This is a genomic window from Variovorax sp. W1I1 (genome assembly GCF_030815625.1).
GTDB classification, from domain to species: Bacteria; Pseudomonadota; Gammaproteobacteria; order Burkholderiales; family Burkholderiaceae_C; genus Variovorax; species Variovorax paradoxus_C.
This window is the reverse complement of record NZ_JAUSWZ010000001.1, coordinates 5,246,385-5,261,547: the sequence shown is the minus strand read 5'-3', so window position 1 is coordinate 5,261,547 and position 15,163 is coordinate 5,246,385. Positions and strand designations below refer to the sequence as shown.

Below are 15,163 nucleotides of genomic sequence, written 5' to 3'. Positions count from 1 at the left end.
GATTGTCAGCCCAATGCGGGTTGCGCGATTCGCGGTGCCGGCGCCGGCATGCCGGTGAACGCAAAGTCCACCTCCGGCACGAGCCCGCTCACGATCCGCGCGATCGACTTGCCCGAACCGCACGCGTGCGTCCAGCCCAGCGTGCCGTGGCCGGTGTTCAGGTACAGGTTCGGCAGTTTCGTCTTGCCGATCATCGGCACGTTGCTCGGCGTCGCGGGGCGCAAGCCCGTCCAGAACTGGGCCTGCGTGGTGTCGCCGGCACCGGGGAACAGCTCTTCGACGCGCCGCACGATGGCTTCGCAGCGCACGCGGTTCAGGTCGCGGTCGTAGCCGTTGAGTTCGGCCGTGCCCGCGATGCGCAAGCGGTCGCCCGACTCGGACGTGTAGCGCGAGAACACCAGCTTGTATTCGTCGTCGGTCAGCGAGACCTGGTGCGCCTTCGAGGCGTCCTTCACGGGCAGCGTCACCGAATAGCCCTTGGCCGGGTAGATCGGCAGGCGGATGCCCAGTGGCGCCGCGTACAGCGGGCTCAGCGAACCCATCGCCAGCACGAACGCGTCGCCGCGGATGCGCTGGAAGCGGCCTTCGTTGTCGGTCGCCTCGACGTGGTCGATGCTGCCGCCGGCTTCGCGCAGTGCCGTGACCGTGTGGCTCATGAGGAACTTCACGCCAGCCGCGGCCGCGAGGCCGACCAGTTCGCGGGCGAAGCGGTTGGCGTCGCCCGATTCGTCCTCGGCCGTGTAGGTGGCGCCGGCCAGCTGGGGCCGGATGTGGGCGAGGGCGGGCTCGATCTTCACCGCCTCGTCGGCCGAGATCACCAGCCGTTCGCAGCCGAGGGCGCGCATCTGCTCGGCCGGCTTGAGTGCGCCGTCGAACTCCTTCTGCGTCGTATAGAAATGCAGGATGCCTTGGGTGCGCTGGTCGTAGCTCAGGCCCGTATCGCGGCGCAGCTGTTGCAGCGTGTCGCGGCTGTAGGTGCCCAGGCGCACGATCTGCTCGATGTTGTGCTTCGTGCGCGCCGGGGTGCACTCGCGCAGGAACTGCAGGCCCCAGAGCCACTGGCGCATGTCGGCGCGGATGCGAAAGAGCAGCGGGGCGTCTTCCTTGCCCAGCCACTGCAGCACCTTGAGCGGCGCGCTGGGGTTGGCCCAGGGTTCGGCATGGCTCACGGAGATCTGCCCGCCGTTGGCGAAGCTGGTTTCGGCGGCCGGGGTGGCCTGCCGGTCGATGACGGTCACTTCGTGGCCGAGTTGCTGGAGGTAATAAGCCGAAGTCACGCCGAGCAGGCCGGCGCCAAGAACGATCACGCGCATTGCAAGTACCTTTGAGGTGCAGCGCTTGAATGGCGGATGTGGTGTGCTATTCAATCAATAGCAAGCAACCGGACGTCCGCCGTCCAAGTTGCCGCTCCCCCTGTCCTCGATACCTGAGAGATTCACCTGTTGCGCCTTGCAACGGGTTTGCTCCTTCGGTGCATCGCGACACCTTTGCGGGGTGCGATGGCTCTCCAGACGGCGTTTGATTTGATGCAGTACTGACCCCTTGCCGAAATTACAAAGAACTTCGTTGGGCCGACCTGAGCGTTTATGGGAGTTTGCGCCTTCGGTAGGGCCACCGGGGTGGCCCGCTCTCCTGCAGTGGGGGCGATTGTAGGTGGGGCCCCGCGGATGCGCCAACCCTGGATTTCGGCCCTGTGGGCCGGTGGGATAATCTCCCGTTCATTCGCCAAAGGGCGATCGTTCGACAACAAACAGGGGACCCCATGATCCTGGTAACCGGCGGCGCAGGCTTCATTGGCGCCAATTTCGTACTCGACTGGATCGCGCAGAGCGATGAGCCGGTCGTGAACCTCGACAAACTGACCTACGCGGGCAACCTCGAGACACTCGCGTCCCTCAAGGACAACCCGAAGCACATCTTCGTCCAGGGCGACATCGGCGACAGCGCCCTGCTCGACCGCCTCCTGGCCGAGCACAAGCCCCGCGCCGTCGTGAACTTCGCCGCCGAATCGCACGTCGACCGCTCGATCCACGGCCCCGAAGACTTCGTGCAGACCAACGTGCTGGGCACCTTCCGCCTGCTCGAATCCGTGCGCGGTTTCTGGAATGCGCTGCCGGCCGACCAGAAGGCCGCCTTCCGCTTCCTGCACGTGTCGACCGACGAGGTCTACGGCTCGCTCTCCAAGACCGACCCGGCATTCACCGAAGAGAACAAGTACGAGCCCAACAGCCCCTACTCGGCCAGCAAGGCCGCCAGCGACCACCTCGTGCGCGCCTGGCACCACACCTACGGCCTGCCGGTGGTCACCACCAACTGCTCGAACAACTACGGGCCGTTCCATTTCCCCGAGAAGCTCATCCCCCTGATGATCGTCAACGCACTCGCAGGCAAGCCGCTGCCCGTGTACGGCGACGGCATGCAGGTGCGCGACTGGCTCTACGTGAAGGACCACTGCAGCGCCATCCGCCGCGTGCTCGAAGCCGGCAAGCTCGGCGAGACCTACAACGTCGGCGGCTGGAACGAGAAGCCCAACATCGAGATCGTCACCACGGTCTGCGCGCTGCTCGACGAACTGAGCCCCAAGGCCGATGGCAAGCCGTACAAGGAACAGATCACTTACGTGACCGACCGCCCGGGCCACGACCGCCGCTACGCCATCGATGCGCGCAAGCTCGAGCGCGAGCTCGGCTGGAAGCCCGCCGAAACCTTCGACAGCGGCATCCGCAAGACGGTCGAGTGGTACCTCGCGAACGGCGAGTGGGTGCGCAACGTGCAGAGCGGTGCGTACCGCGAATGGGTCGAGAAGCAATACGACGCGAAGGCGGCGGCATGAAGCTGCTGCTGCTGGGCAAGGGCGGACAGGTCGGCTGGGAACTGCAGCGCAGCCTCGCGCCCCTGGGCGAACTGGTCGCGCTCGATTTCGACAGCACCGACTTCAACGCCGACTTCAGCCGCCCCGAGCAACTGGCCGAGACCGTGCTGAAGGTGCGGCCCGACGTCATCGTCAATGCCGCCGCGCACACCGCGGTCGACAAGGCCGAGAGCGAGCCCGACTTTGCCCGCAAGCTCAACGCCACCTCGCCCGGCGTGGTGGCCGAAGCCGCGCAGCAGATCGGCGCGCTGATGGTTCACTACTCGACCGACTACGTCTTCGACGGCAGCGGTAGCAAGCCCTGGAAGGAAGACGATGCGACCGGTCCGCTCAGCATCTACGGCAGCACCAAGCTCGAAGGCGAGCAACTGGTGGCAAAGCACTGCGCGAAGCACCTGATCTTTCGCACCAGCTGGGTCTATGCCGCACGCGGCGGCAACTTCGCCAAGACCATGCTGCGCATCGCCAAGGAGCGCGACAAGCTCACGGTCATCGACGACCAGTTCGGTGCGCCCACCGGCGCCGAGCTGCTGGCCGACATCACCGCGCACGCCATTCGCGCGACGCTGCAGGACCCGTCCAAGGCCGGGCTCTATCACGCGGTGGCCGGTGGTGTGACCACGTGGCACGGCTATGCGCGCTTCGTGATCGAGCAGGCAAAGGCGGCGGGTGTCGAACTCAAGGCCGGCCCCGAAGCGGTCGAGCCCGTGCCCACCACAGCATTCCCGACGCCGGCCACGCGGCCGCACAACTCGCGCCTGGACACCACGAAGCTGCAATCGACCTTCGGCCTCGTGCTGCCCGAGTGGCAGTCCGGCGTCGCCCGCATGTTGCGCGAAACCTTCTGACATCCGTCGAGCAAGACAAGAGACACGAACGAACATCCCATGACCCAAACGACGCAACGCAAAGGCATCATCCTCGCCGGTGGCTCGGGCACCCGCCTGCATCCCGCGACGCTCGCCATGAGCAAGCAACTGCTGCCGGTGTACGACAAGCCGATGATCTATTACCCGCTGAGCACGCTGATGCTCGGCGGCATGCGCGATATTTTGATCATCAGCACGCCGCAGGACACGCCGCGTTTTCAGCAGTTGCTGGGTGATGGCAGCCAATGGGGGATCAACTTGCAGTACGCGGTGCAGCCGAGCCCGGATGGGCTGGCGCAGGCGTTCATCATCGGGGACAAGTTTCTCGGCAACGATCCCAGTGCGCTTGTGCTGGGAGACAACATCTTCTACGGCCACGACCTCGTGCATCTGCTTGCCGATGCCGATGAAAAGCCATCCGGCGCGACCGTGTTCGCGTATCACGTGCAAGATCCTGAACGCTACGGCGTGGTGGCGTTCGATGCCAGCGGCAAGGCCAGCAGCATCGAAGAAAAGCCGCTGAAGCCCAAGAGCAACTACGCGGTGACCGGCCTCTACTTCTACGACAACCAGGTCGTCGATATCGCCAAGGCCGTGAAGCCCAGCGCGCGCGGCGAACTCGAGATCACGGCGGTCAACCAGGCCTACCTCGACCTGGGCAAGCTCAATGTGCAGATCATGCAGCGCGGCTATGCATGGCTGGACACGGGCACGCATGAAAGCCTGCTCGAAGCCGGCCAGTTCATTGCCACGCTGGAGCATCGTCAGGGTCTGAAGATTGCATGCCCTGAAGAGATCGCCTGGCGCAACGGCTACATCGACAAGGAGCAGTTGGCGCGGCTGGCCGCGCCGTTGCAAAAAAACGCCTATGGCAAGTACCTCAACCGCCTGCTTGTCGAAGACGCTCAATCCGGTCTCTGACACCTAAAACAATTCCTTCAGCAATACAAGTCATGCACTCATCAAGCCAGACCCTGACGGGTCAGAAGTACCTCGTAACCGGCGCAGGCGGATTCATCGGCAGCCACCTGGTCGAAGCACTCGTGCGTGCCGGCGCCGATGTGACGGCCATGGTCCGCTACGGTTCTGCATCGAGCTGGGGCAACCTCGAGTTCGCGCCGGATGACGTGAAGGGCCAGTTCCGCGTCGTGGCGGGCAACATCGATGACGGCGACTTCGTCATGCACGCCATGCAGGGCATCGACGTCGTCTGCCATCTGGCGGCCTTGATCGCCATTCCGTATTCGTACGTCGCCCCGCGCAGCTACGTGCGCACCAACGTCGAGGGAACGCTCAACGTCGTGGAGGCCGCGCGCCGGCTGTCGGTTCGCCGCGTCGTCCACACGAGCACCTCCGAGGTGTACGGCACCGCGGTGCGCGTGCCGATCGACGAGGAACATCCGCTGCAAGGGCAGTCGCCCTACTCGGCCTCGAAGATCGGAGCGGACAAGATCGCCGAGAGCTACTACCGTTCGTTCGATACCGGCGTCGTGACCTTGCGCCCGTTCAATACTTTCGGTCCGCGCCAATCGGCCAGGGCATTCATCCCGACGATCATTTCGCAGGCTCTGACGCAGGATGTGATCAAGCTCGGATCGCTGACGCCCGAGCGCGACATGACCTTCGTGACGGACACGGTCGCCGGCTTCGTCGCCGCTTCGGTGACGCCCGGCATCGAGGGACAAACCATCAACCTCGGAACCGGCTCGACCTACACGATCGGCCACTTTGCCGAGCGCATCCTCAAGCTGATGGGCGTGGAAAAGGAGATCGTTGCGGACACCGCGCGCATGCGTCCCGACAAGAGCGAGGTCTTGAAGCTCGTCTCCGACAACGCGCTGGCCGCGAAGTTGATGGGATGGTCGCCGCAAGTCGATCTGGATGAGGGGTTGCGCCAGAGCATCGAATTCATCCGGCGCAATATCCACCTGTACCGCCCCGCGGTCTACACCGTCTAAGGGAGCAAGCACCATGAAAGCAGTCGTCATGGCGGGCGGCAAGGGCACGCGCCTTCAGCCGTTCACCGCCTCGTTTCCGAAGCCTCTCATGCCCCTCGGGGACATGCCCGTGCTGGAGCTGCTGTTGCGGCAGCTTCGCCGTGCCGGCGTCGACGAAGTCATCCTTGCGGTCAACCATCTGCATCATCTGATCCGCGCGTTCTGCGGCGATGGTTCGCGGTTCGGTCTGAAGATCGACTACAGCCTCGAGGACAGCCCCCTGGGTACGGCCGGCCCGCTCGGCGCATTGATCGACAAGGTCGGCGAGAACTTCATCGTCACCAACGGCGACCTGCTCACCACTTTCGATATCGGCCAGCTCATCCGCACCCATGCCGAGCGGCAGTCGGATGCCACGATCTGCGTCTACGAAAGAGAAGTGAAGATCGATTTCGGGCTTATCCAGGTCGATGCGGAAATGAATCTACAGGGCTACCTCGAGAAGCCCATGAGCAAGCACCTGGTCAGCATGGGCCTCTACATGCTCAATCGCGATGCAGTGAAGCCGCATGTCAGCGAGGGCGTTCATCTGGACATGCCGGACCTGTTGCTCAAGCTGAGTGCGGCCGGCAAGAAGGTTCGCTGCCATCAGCAGCCCGAGAGCTTCTGGCTCGACATCGGCCGGCCGGAAGACTACTCGACGGCGCAGAAGATGTTCGACGAGAGTCGCGAGCTTTTCCTGCCCGAATAACCATGCGCGTGCTTGTCACCGGCGCCAGCGGATTCGTCGGACGGGCGGTGCTTGATGAACTGCGGGCGCGCGGCCTTGAAACCATCGCCGTCAGCAGAACCGAACGGGCCGCCGTCGCAGGCGAGGCAAGGCGTGTGCTTTCCAACCCTGGCGATGCGGCCGATGTTCGAGATCTGCTCCTGGCCGTGACGCCGCAGATCGTCATGCATCTGGCGGGCGTTTCCGCTGCGCCCTCCTACAGCGAGCTCTACGAGGCCAACGTGGCCTTCGCGGCCAATCTTCTGGACGCCGCGCTCGCCATGCCGCTCAAGCCCCGTGTGGTCCTTGCGGGCAGTGCGGCCGAATATGGGCCGGTGCCCGCCGCCCTTCAGCCTGTGCGAGAGGACGTGGCGTGCCGCCCCAACACGGCTTACGGCGCCAGCAAGCTGGCTCAGACAAGCCATGCCTTCATCGCCGCGTCACGCGGCTTGTCCGTCGTGGTGGCCCGGCTGTTCAATCCCATCGGGCCCGGCATGCCGAAGTCCCTGGCCCTGGGAAGCTTCGCGCACCAGATCGCGAGCATGGGCGGGCAGGGAGGCGTGCTCGCGACCGGCGATCTCGATGTCGTGCGCGACTTCATGGATGTACGGATCGTTGCGAAGCTTCTCGTCGATCTGTCCCTGGCGAGCGATGCCTCTGCGGAGGTGGTGAACATCTGCACCGGCGACGGCCAGCGGCTGCTCGACCTGACACAGCGTTTGATTGCAGTCTCCGGCGTGCCGGTCGAATTGCAGCATGACGAATCGCGGCGCGGCAACAGCGATGTCAGGGCGTTCGTCGGCGATCCATCCCGGCTGAAGGCATTGGGGCTTCGCACCGAGCCTTCCGACATGGATGCCGTTCTCGAAGCAATCCTGCACAGCGCACGCAAAGCGATCTCCGCAACCTAGAACGAAGGCTCGCAAGGAACGTGTCCAGCCCGGTGCCGGATATACAGCCCTTCGTTTTTCACAGGCAAACCCACAAAGATGATCTGCAACGCGTGCTCCGGTACCAGCTTCAAGCCATTCGCCGTTCGGGTGGACGGCATGGAAATCCAGCAGTGCACCCGCTGCGGCCTGGGTGTGATTGCCCGCTTGCCCGAGAGCACAGAGGCGTACTACGACGACAACTACTACGTGAACGGAGAGAGCAGCGGCTATGCGAACTACAGCTTCATGGCCGAGCATGGGCTGGGCTGGGCGTTTGCGCTGGTTCGCCTGCTGGCCGATCACGGAAAGATTCTCGACATAGGTTGCGCGGACGGCTATCTGCTGGACAAGTTCGCGGACGCTTTCGACAAGTTCGGCATCGAGGTCAACGCCAAGGCGGCCGGTCAGGCGCAGGGCAAGGGCATCAAGCTTCTTGGCAACGACCTGCTGGATCCGCAACTGGTGCATGAGCATCGAGCCGCGTTCGACGTGGTGACCGCCATCGCGGTGTTCGAGCACCTGCTCGATCTGCGCGGCGGATTCCGCGCGGCCCTCGACCTGCTGAAAGGCGACGGATTCCTGTTGTTCGAGGTTCCCGTCATGTCGGCCGAGTCCAGCAACGCGGCCTGGCTGAACAGTTCGCTGGAGCACATCTACTATCCGACCGAGGAGTCAATCCGCCACATCGTCGAGAAGGAACTGGGCGCTCATCTGACCGGCGCGGAAATTCCCATCAAGGACTACGCCTCAACCTATATAGGCATCGTCACGAAGAACGAACGCCAGGCTGCCCGCGTCAACGACGTTTTCGAACGCTTGCTGAACGCCGATTTCGACAGCGCCGCGACCGATGAGGTCAGGGCCTCGACGCACCTGCACCTTCTGCATGCGGGTCAGGCGACCGAGGCTTCGGTGCAATCGCTCACAAGACTGGACGGCAGCGAGTTCACGCCGCCGCTGGTTGCGCGCATCGCCCAGCTCTGGTCGTTCGATCTCAAGAGGCTGCAATCCCGTGCCGTGCAAGCGGCGGATTGCGAGGCCGCGAGCCGCGAGATCCAGCGCCTGAAGAGCGAAGTCGAGGTGATCCTCGCGGACGCGCGCCTCAATGCGGCGCAGGCCACCGAGGCCATCAACTTCGAGATCAGGCGCGCTGCGGAGCGCGAGGGGGAAGCGGCGGCGCTTCGCAGGAAGCTGTCCGAGGAGGTCGGGAAGACCGCCGCCATCGAACACCGGGCTCTGGAGACTGCGGGTCGGCTGGAGGCCATGCAGCAAACCATTGCATGGCGGGCCACGGCGCCCGTGCGTCGCTGGGCGACGAACAATCCTCGCGCTGCAAGGCGGGCCAAGCAACTCGCAAAGCTGGTGTGGTGGACGCTGCGGGGCCGCATCTTCGACCACCTTCGGGAATTCAGGCGCCGGCGCGCGCTGGCCGGGAGTGGCGCGGGGAGCCTGGAAGCCATAAGGCGCACCGCGGAGGCGGTTCGCCTCCTGCCGCTGGCGGGCGTCGTGCCGGATGCGGTGAACCCGCCGAGCGGACCGGACTGGCCATCGGATCGTCCGCTCGTCAGCATCGTGATTCCCTGCTTCAACTACGGTCACGTCGTGGGCGATGCGATCCGCTCGGTCGAAGCGCAGACCTTTACCGACATCGAGATCATCGTGGTGGAAGGGGGGTCGAGCTCTCCCGAATCCCGCCAGCGCCTCGTCGAGGCTGTCGCCAAGGCCTCGCCCAAACTGCGGCTGCTGCTGCAGGACAAGCCGTACCGCGCCGGAGCCAACCGCAACTTCGGCATCAGCCACGCGAGGGGCAAGTACATCTGCTGCCTGGATGCCGACGACCGCATCGCCCCTACCTACATCGAGAAAGCCGTCTTCGTGCTGGAGCATTCGGGCTATCAAGTGGTCTCGCCGGGACTCCAGTTCTTCGGCGACAAGTCGGAAATCTGGACGCCGCACGAACGCCCGACGCTCGATATGTTGCTGGAAGGTAACAACGCGCTCACGTGCGCGGTGTATCCCAAGGACCTTTGGCGCAAGGCGGGCGGCTATCGGGATTCGGATCCGGCGACCGGACATGTTCACGAGGACTGGCTGTTTTGGGTGAGGCTCGCCGCGCTGGGGGCGCGCTTTATCGGCATTCGCGAACCTCTTTTTCTTTACCGCAGCCACGGCGAAACCTTGAGCAATAGCCGGGCTGTTCTGGAAAACGAAGTACAGAAAATACTGGTTCATCGTTTCAACGAGGACGTGCTGACGGAGGAAGCCATTCGCACCGCGCGAACGAATGGTGCATCGCCGCCGCCACGCTTGCCCCAATCCTTTGCGAGCCGGCGTCGTTTTCATACTCAGACTGCGGGTCCCTCGCTGCTGATTGCGATGCCATTCCTGGTTTTAGGTGGTGCAGAACGTTTATTGAGCGGCATCGTCTCGAAATTGGCAAAGAACGGCTGGCGCGTGACCATTGTGACAACCGTTCCAGTGGGCCAGGCGCACGGCGATACCACATCCTGGTTTGAATCGGCGACTCTTGAGATATTCCATTTGCCGAGATTTCTCGAGCAGGAATACTGGCGGGATTTCATCGATCATCTGCTGCAATCGAAAAATATCCAATTGCTTTGGGTGATTGGCAGCGCCTTTGTCTACGACCAATTGCCGGCGCTGAAATTAAGGCACCCCCGCCTTGCCGTGGCCGATTTGCTTTTCAATACGGTCGGGCATACCGCCAACAATCGGAGGTATGCCGATTGCATCGATCTCACCTTTGTCGAAAACTCGGAAGTCCGGCAGTGGCTGATTGCCGCAGGGGAGAGGCCCGAACGCATCCAGATGGTGGAGAGCGGCGTCGACCTTGACCAGAATGCGCCCGCGACAAACGACCAATTGCCAGTTGGCTTTGACGAAATTTCCAGCGAGTCGGTCGTGGTCGGATTTTTTGGGCGATGGTCCGAGGAGAAAGATCCTCTTGGATTTGTCGAAATTGCCAAGCGCCTGTCCAAGGATATCGACGTCGTGTTCTTGATGACCGGCGCCGGTCATCTTGAATCAGAAGTAAAAGCCGCCGTGGCGGCGGCCAACTTTCCGACAGGGCGCTTTCTGCTGCGGGGCACTGTGCCGGAAATGAAGCCATACCTGCAAGCGTGCGACATTCTGTGCCTGCCCTCCCGCCTGGACGGGCGCCCGAACATCGTCATGGAAGCATTGGCGAGCGGCGCGGCGATCGTTGCATCAAGAGTCGGTGCGCTGCCGGAGATGATGGAAGAGGGGCGGCAGGGTTATTTGTGCGAGCCCGGAGCCTACGATGAATTTGCTCGAAGAATCGAAGAATTGGCTGCAGACAAGGAAAAGCTCAATAATTTCAAATTGAGCGCCAGAGAGTTTTCCGAGCGCCGGTTCGACATAAAGAAAATGCTCCGACGCTATGAAGAAGAGCTTGTTAAATTGATGAAAGCCTCGAAGAATTGAGGAAAACCATTCAGACAGCGGATATCGCGCTGTGTTTTATTTGGAATGATAAAGGTTTAATTTCGAATAAAAGGAAGTGCGCAAATAAATTCGCGTTCACCCTTGTTTGATCTTTCCGGTTGCACCAACACGGGGTGCGTGCAGAAAGACGACAGCGATCGTTTTTGCGTAACAATCCCTGCTACGCAGCCGATCGATTGCGGCGCAGATGTTCTCCCCAACGTTGAAGCATGAAGATTTCTCCCACCATCATTCCGGACGTCTTGATCCTGGAGCCCAAGGTCTTCGGTGACGCCCGAGGTTTCTTCCTCGAAAGCTACAACGAAGAAGTTTTCCGCCGTGCGACCGGCTCGGACCTGGCGTTCAAGCAAGACAACCACTCGCGTTCCTCCAAGGGCGTGCTGCGTGGCTTGCACTATCAGGTCAAGCAGCCGCAAGGAAAGCTGGTGCGCGTGGTTCAGGGCGCGGTGTTCGACGTTGCAGTGGACATCCGGCCAACCTCCCCGACTTTCGGGAAATGGGTGGGCGTGGAGCTCAACGAAAGCAACCATCGACAACTCTGGGTGCCGCCCGGCCTGGCGCACGGCTTTCTCGTATTGAGCGAGACGGCAGACTTTCTCTACAAGACCACCGACTACTACGCGCCCGCCCATGAGCGGAGCATCGCGTGGAACGACCCGGCGATCGGGATCGATTGGCCCCTTTCGGGCGCCTCGCCGGTGCTGTCCGCCAAGGACGCCGCGGCACCAACGCTTGCCGAAAGCATCGCCGGAGATGGCCCTTGATTCTGGTGACCGGAGGCGCCGGGTATATCGGATCTCACACATGCGTTGAACTGGCGCGCGCGGGGTACGAATTTGTCGTTCTGGACAATTTCTCCAACAGCACCCCGGTTGTCCTCGAACGCATCGAGCGCATCACCGGGCAACCGGTGCGTTGGCATGAAGGCGACATCCGCGACCGGGCGACGCTCGATCGGATCTTCGCGCAGTACCCGATCTCCGCCGTCTTGCATTTCGCCGGCCTGAAAGCCGTGACCGAGTCGATCGATCGCCCGATCGATTACTTCGACAACAACGTTCATGGCTCCATTGCCCTCGTGGGGGCCATGGAGCGCGCAGGGTGCAAGACCCTGGTGTTCTCGTCGTCGGCGACGGTCTATGGCCCCGAGCAGCCGATGCCCGTGGCCGAGAGCGCACCCCTCACCGTGAGCAATCCATATGGCCGCACCAAGCTGGTCGTGGAGGACCTTCTTTACGAGCTGAGCCGTTCGGATTCGCAGTGGCGAATTGCAACGCTGCGGTATTTCAATCCGGTGGGTGCGCACGACAGCGGCCTGATCGGCGAGAGCCCTGTGGGTACACCCAGCAACCTGATGCCGCTCGTGTGCCAGGTTGCCGCGGGTCTCAGGCCTGCCGTGCAGATCTTTGGCGACGACTACCCGAGCCCCGATGGCACGGGGATCCGCGATTTCGTCCATGTCATGGACCTTGCGGACGGACACGTGGCCGCACTGGCTTTCCTCGAACGGAATCAGACGCACATCGTGGTCAATCTCGGCACGGGGCGTGGTGCTTCGGTGATGGACGTGATCAAGGCCTTCGAGCGACTGAGCGGCCGGCGCATCCCGTATGAAATCGTGTCGCGCCGCACGGCCGACATCGGCATCAGTTTTGCCGACGTCAGCCTCGCGAACGAGTTGCTGGGGTGGGTCGCCAAGCGCGACCTCGACGACATGTGCCGCGATGCGTGGCGATGGCAATCCGCAAACGGCCAGTGAAGTGAATGCGGGGGCGGCCGCCGGAAAGATCCGCCGACGAATGACGGTCAATAAGAATCCCGAAACGGGAAGGTGGGGAATAGCGTTTGATTCAAATTTGCCAAAGAGCCCGAGGCGCGAAATCCTGGGCGTCGGATAAACAAACCCACGAGCTGGTCCCTCGGCATCGCCAGTTCCCTGGAGGCTGAATGGATCGCCTCGTCTTCGTTTCCACCGGACTGTTTCCCTGCACACCTGACGCGGCAGGCCGGGTGACGTCCGACCTGCTTCGCGCCCTCGACGAAGCAGACCGCCAACGTGCGACCCTGGTCATGGTCGACGCAGCCGTCGACCGTGTGTCGTTCGAGGCCGCCTTTCCGAACGTGGCACTCGTCGAGGTCGATACCCGCATCGATCAGGATCGATTCACGGATTCGCGTCAGCATCCACCCGAATCGGCCTACTCGAACACATCTGCGCACTGGCGTTCGGCATGCGTGTTCAGGGCGCTTTCGGCGTTGAGCGAGAACCAGTCGATCCAGTACCTGGAGTTTCAGGATGCGGGCGGGCTCGCCTTCTGCACGCTGCAGGAAAGCCGGCTCCAGGGCTTCCTGCCCGATGCCACCATCGTGGTTCGCCTCTGCGGATCTCACACCGCGTTGATGCATGCCGAGGCCTTGCCGCTGTCCATCGAGGATCTGAATCTCAGCGACCTGGAGCGCAAATGCCTGCGCGATTGCGATTTCGTCATTGCGCCGAGCCCTGCAGTGAGCGAGGCCACGCGCGAGATGTTTGGTTTTTCTCCAGAGGAATGGGAGCCGAGGGTCGTTTGCCACGCACCGCCAGTTTTGTCTGGCGATGTCTCTGGCGTGGGACGGGCGGTCTCCCCAGCTTCCGACCAAACCATTGTCTTCAGCGCCGATCTGCGGAGATCGGAACGTCCCGATCTCTTCGTGCGCGGAGTTGCCGGGTTCATGCGCCAGTGTCCAAGCTACACGGGCTCGATGAAGCTCGCAGGCCATTGCCTGGACGAGCGCTACATCGCGCAGATCGAGCGCCTGGTTCCGCCGATGTTCAGCGAGCGCGCCAGCTTCATCCCGGAACTGGCGCCGCACGCGCGTGAAGCGCTCCTCGGAAACGCAACCGTCGTTTTCCCCGGTGTGTCGCCTGCTTGCGAGATGGCCGCCATCGAGGCGTCGCTCTTGGGCGCACGAGTGATCCTGAATGAAACGAATCCGGCCTTCGGCGAAGGCACGCGATGGCGTGACGGTGTCAATTGCCTGAAATTCGACGGAACGGTCGATGGACTGGTTGGCGCGCTGGAGCGCAATTTCGAGGACAAGGCGCAACTGACCCCGGTGCAGTACGCGCAAGAACCTTGGCCATGGCATGTCGCAGCCAGGCAAAGGCCTCTGTGGCGTGTGCTGCAGGAACGGCCTCTGGTGTCCGTTGTGGTGCCGCACCACAACCTGGGAAGCTACCTGACGGCGACGCTCGACAACCTGGCCGCCCAGAGCTATCAGAACATCGAGATCGTCGTCGTGGACGATGCGTCGACGGACGCGCAAAGCCTGCGCGTGATCGATGAGCTCGCGTTCAAGGAAGACGCCCGTCTCAAGATCGCTCGCCTCACGGCGAACGTCGGCCTGGCGGCGGCGAGAAACATCGGCGTTCGTCTTGCAACGGGCCGCTACGTGCTGACGCTGGATGCCGATGACTTGATCCATCCGCGCTTCCTTGAAGTCGGCGTGGCTGCGCTGGAGAACAGCACGGAATTCGACATCGTCGTGACCCCTGCCGGGTACTTCCTCGACGGAGAGGCAGAGCCCACACCGGGGGAGGCGGCGAACTTCTGCGACTACGCGATGTTCTCCGGCGAGGCTGTGGTCGCGGGTCTTCTGGAGAACCGGTTCTCTACCGCGACGGCGCTGTTCAGGAAATCGGCACTCGACGATTTCCCATACGTGGAGAGTTTGAACTGCTACGAAGACTGGTCGCTGTTCATGAGGATGTGCGATGCGGGCCGGCGATTCCTCGTCACGACGGATGTTTTCTTCTTCTACAGAAGAAGATTGAATTCGATGGTCCACGCGTCGCGCGATCTCGCTCGCAAGCGCATCGAATACGGCGATCTGTTGCGAACCAGTGCTCCCCAGGCGATCGCGCAGAAATCCAGGCACTTGCTGATCGGAATCGGCGCAGCGGTGGCCGGCAACCAGGCCGGTGCAGAACCGGAGGTGATCGAAGAGCCGCCGGACAATACCGAGGCCGCGGCCGAGGAGCTCATCCAAGGGCTCTTCGGACCTAGGGGACGGTACGACGAGCAAGTCGTCTTCGCGAGCCTCAAGGCGTCCCGTTGGCTGGAGCGCAAGGTGCCCTGGATGATTCGGGGCAGCATGCTCGCGGCGCGTTGGACATGGCGGGCCTATCGTTTCGTTCGTGGCAGGCGGTGAAAAAAAGCGTTCGAGTGGATCTGGCGACAGGGGCGATCCATGGGATTGGCGAAATAACACCTTCGTCGATGTCTGGAATTGATGGGTCGATTAATTAATTAATTTGA

Annotated in this window: 11 protein-coding genes and 2 riboswitches; of the genes, 10 read left to right on the top strand and 1 reads right to left on the bottom strand. The window is 62.6% G+C overall.

Annotated elements, in window-relative coordinates:
• Positions 1-5 precede the first annotated feature (5 nt).
• The gene (locus tag QFZ83_RS24640) at positions 6-1,313 is read right to left on the bottom strand and encodes a D-amino acid dehydrogenase (protein WP_307510813.1); all 1,308 of its coding nucleotides are present in this window, start codon (positions 1,311-1,313) and stop codon (positions 6-8) included.
• Positions 1,314-1,403: 90 nt separating this feature from the next.
• Positions 1,404-1,521: riboswitch (glycine riboswitch) on the bottom strand.
• Positions 1,522-1,554: 33 nt separating this feature from the next.
• Positions 1,555-1,645: riboswitch (glycine riboswitch) on the bottom strand.
• A 117-nt stretch (positions 1,646-1,762) separates the two neighbouring features.
• Between QFZ83_RS24640 and rfbB the strand changes: the two genes are divergently transcribed.
• The 10 genes from rfbB (at position 1,763) to QFZ83_RS24590 (ending at position 15,056) form a co-directional block, all read left to right on the top strand.
• On the top strand, positions 1,763-2,833 hold the full coding sequence (rfbB, locus tag QFZ83_RS24635) for a dTDP-glucose 4,6-dehydratase (protein WP_307510811.1): 1,071 nt from the start codon (positions 1,763-1,765) through the stop codon (positions 2,831-2,833).
• The gene (gene rfbD, locus QFZ83_RS24630) at positions 2,830-3,720 is read left to right on the top strand and encodes a dTDP-4-dehydrorhamnose reductase (RefSeq protein ID WP_307510810.1); all 891 of its coding nucleotides are present in this window, start codon (positions 2,830-2,832) and stop codon (positions 3,718-3,720) included. The genes rfbB and rfbD overlap by 4 nt, the downstream gene beginning before the upstream one ends.
• Positions 3,721-3,759: 39 nt before the next feature.
• Positions 3,760-4,662 carry a glucose-1-phosphate thymidylyltransferase RfbA gene (gene rfbA / locus QFZ83_RS24625; RefSeq protein ID WP_307510809.1) on the top strand — a complete coding sequence of 301 codons (903 nt, stop codon included), beginning with the start codon at positions 3,760-3,762 and terminating at the stop codon, positions 4,660-4,662.
• Positions 4,663-4,694: 32 nt separating this feature from the next.
• Positions 4,695-5,699, top strand: coding sequence for a GDP-mannose 4,6-dehydratase (locus QFZ83_RS24620; protein ID WP_013539237.1), 1,005 nt, complete (start codon positions 4,695-4,697; stop codon positions 5,697-5,699).
• A 13-nt stretch (positions 5,700-5,712) separates the two neighbouring features.
• Positions 5,713-6,429, top strand: coding sequence for a sugar phosphate nucleotidyltransferase (locus tag QFZ83_RS24615; protein ID WP_013539238.1), 717 nt, complete (start codon positions 5,713-5,715; stop codon positions 6,427-6,429).
• Positions 6,430-6,431: 2 nt separating this feature from the next.
• Complete coding sequence (locus tag QFZ83_RS24610; RefSeq protein WP_307510807.1) at positions 6,432-7,358, top strand: NAD(P)-dependent oxidoreductase; 927 nt, start codon at positions 6,432-6,434, stop codon at positions 7,356-7,358.
• 78 nt (positions 7,359-7,436) lie between these two features.
• Entirely contained in the window at positions 7,437-10,844 is a 3,408-nt protein-coding gene (locus tag QFZ83_RS24605; protein WP_307510806.1) for a glycosyltransferase, read from the top strand.
• A gap of 230 nt (positions 10,845-11,074) precedes the next feature.
• Positions 11,075-11,629 carry a dTDP-4-dehydrorhamnose 3,5-epimerase gene (gene rfbC / locus QFZ83_RS24600; protein WP_013539241.1) on the top strand — a complete coding sequence of 185 codons (555 nt, stop codon included), beginning with the start codon at positions 11,075-11,077 and terminating at the stop codon, positions 11,627-11,629.
• A complete protein-coding gene (galE, locus tag QFZ83_RS24595) occupies positions 11,626-12,624 on the top strand; it encodes a UDP-glucose 4-epimerase GalE (protein WP_307510805.1) in 999 nt (332 codons plus the stop codon). Before rfbC ends, galE begins: the two co-directional genes overlap by 4 nt.
• Before the next feature lie 188 nt (positions 12,625-12,812).
• The gene (locus QFZ83_RS24590) at positions 12,813-15,056 is read left to right on the top strand and encodes a glycosyltransferase (RefSeq protein WP_307510803.1); all 2,244 of its coding nucleotides are present in this window, start codon (positions 12,813-12,815) and stop codon (positions 15,054-15,056) included.
• Positions 15,057-15,163 lie beyond the last annotated feature (107 nt).

Excerpts from the sequence above, each read along its gene's own strand:
- rfbA (WP_307510809.1), top strand. The coding sequence starts at position 3,760 with ATGACCCAAACGACGCAACGCAAAGGCATCATCCTCGCCGGTGGCTCG.
- QFZ83_RS24620 (WP_013539237.1), top strand. The coding sequence starts at position 4,695 with ATGCACTCATCAAGCCAGACCCTGACGGGTCAGAAGTACCTCGTAACC.
- QFZ83_RS24615 (WP_013539238.1), top strand. The coding sequence starts at position 5,713 with ATGAAAGCAGTCGTCATGGCGGGCGGCAAGGGCACGCGCCTTCAGCCG.
- QFZ83_RS24610 (WP_307510807.1), top strand. The coding sequence starts at position 6,432 with ATGCGCGTGCTTGTCACCGGCGCCAGCGGATTCGTCGGACGGGCGGTG.
- rfbC (WP_013539241.1), top strand. The coding sequence starts at position 11,075 with ATGAAGATTTCTCCCACCATCATTCCGGACGTCTTGATCCTGGAGCCC.
- QFZ83_RS24640 (WP_307510813.1), bottom strand. The coding sequence starts at position 1,313 with ATGCGCGTGATCGTTCTTGGCGCCGGCCTGCTCGGCGTGACTTCGGCT.
- rfbD (WP_307510810.1), top strand. The coding sequence starts at position 2,830 with ATGAAGCTGCTGCTGCTGGGCAAGGGCGGACAGGTCGGCTGGGAACTG.
- QFZ83_RS24605 (WP_307510806.1), top strand. The coding sequence starts at position 7,437 with ATGATCTGCAACGCGTGCTCCGGTACCAGCTTCAAGCCATTCGCCGTT.
- rfbB (WP_307510811.1), top strand. The coding sequence starts at position 1,763 with ATGATCCTGGTAACCGGCGGCGCAGGCTTCATTGGCGCCAATTTCGTA.
- QFZ83_RS24590 (WP_307510803.1), top strand. The coding sequence starts at position 12,813 with ATGGATCGCCTCGTCTTCGTTTCCACCGGACTGTTTCCCTGCACACCT.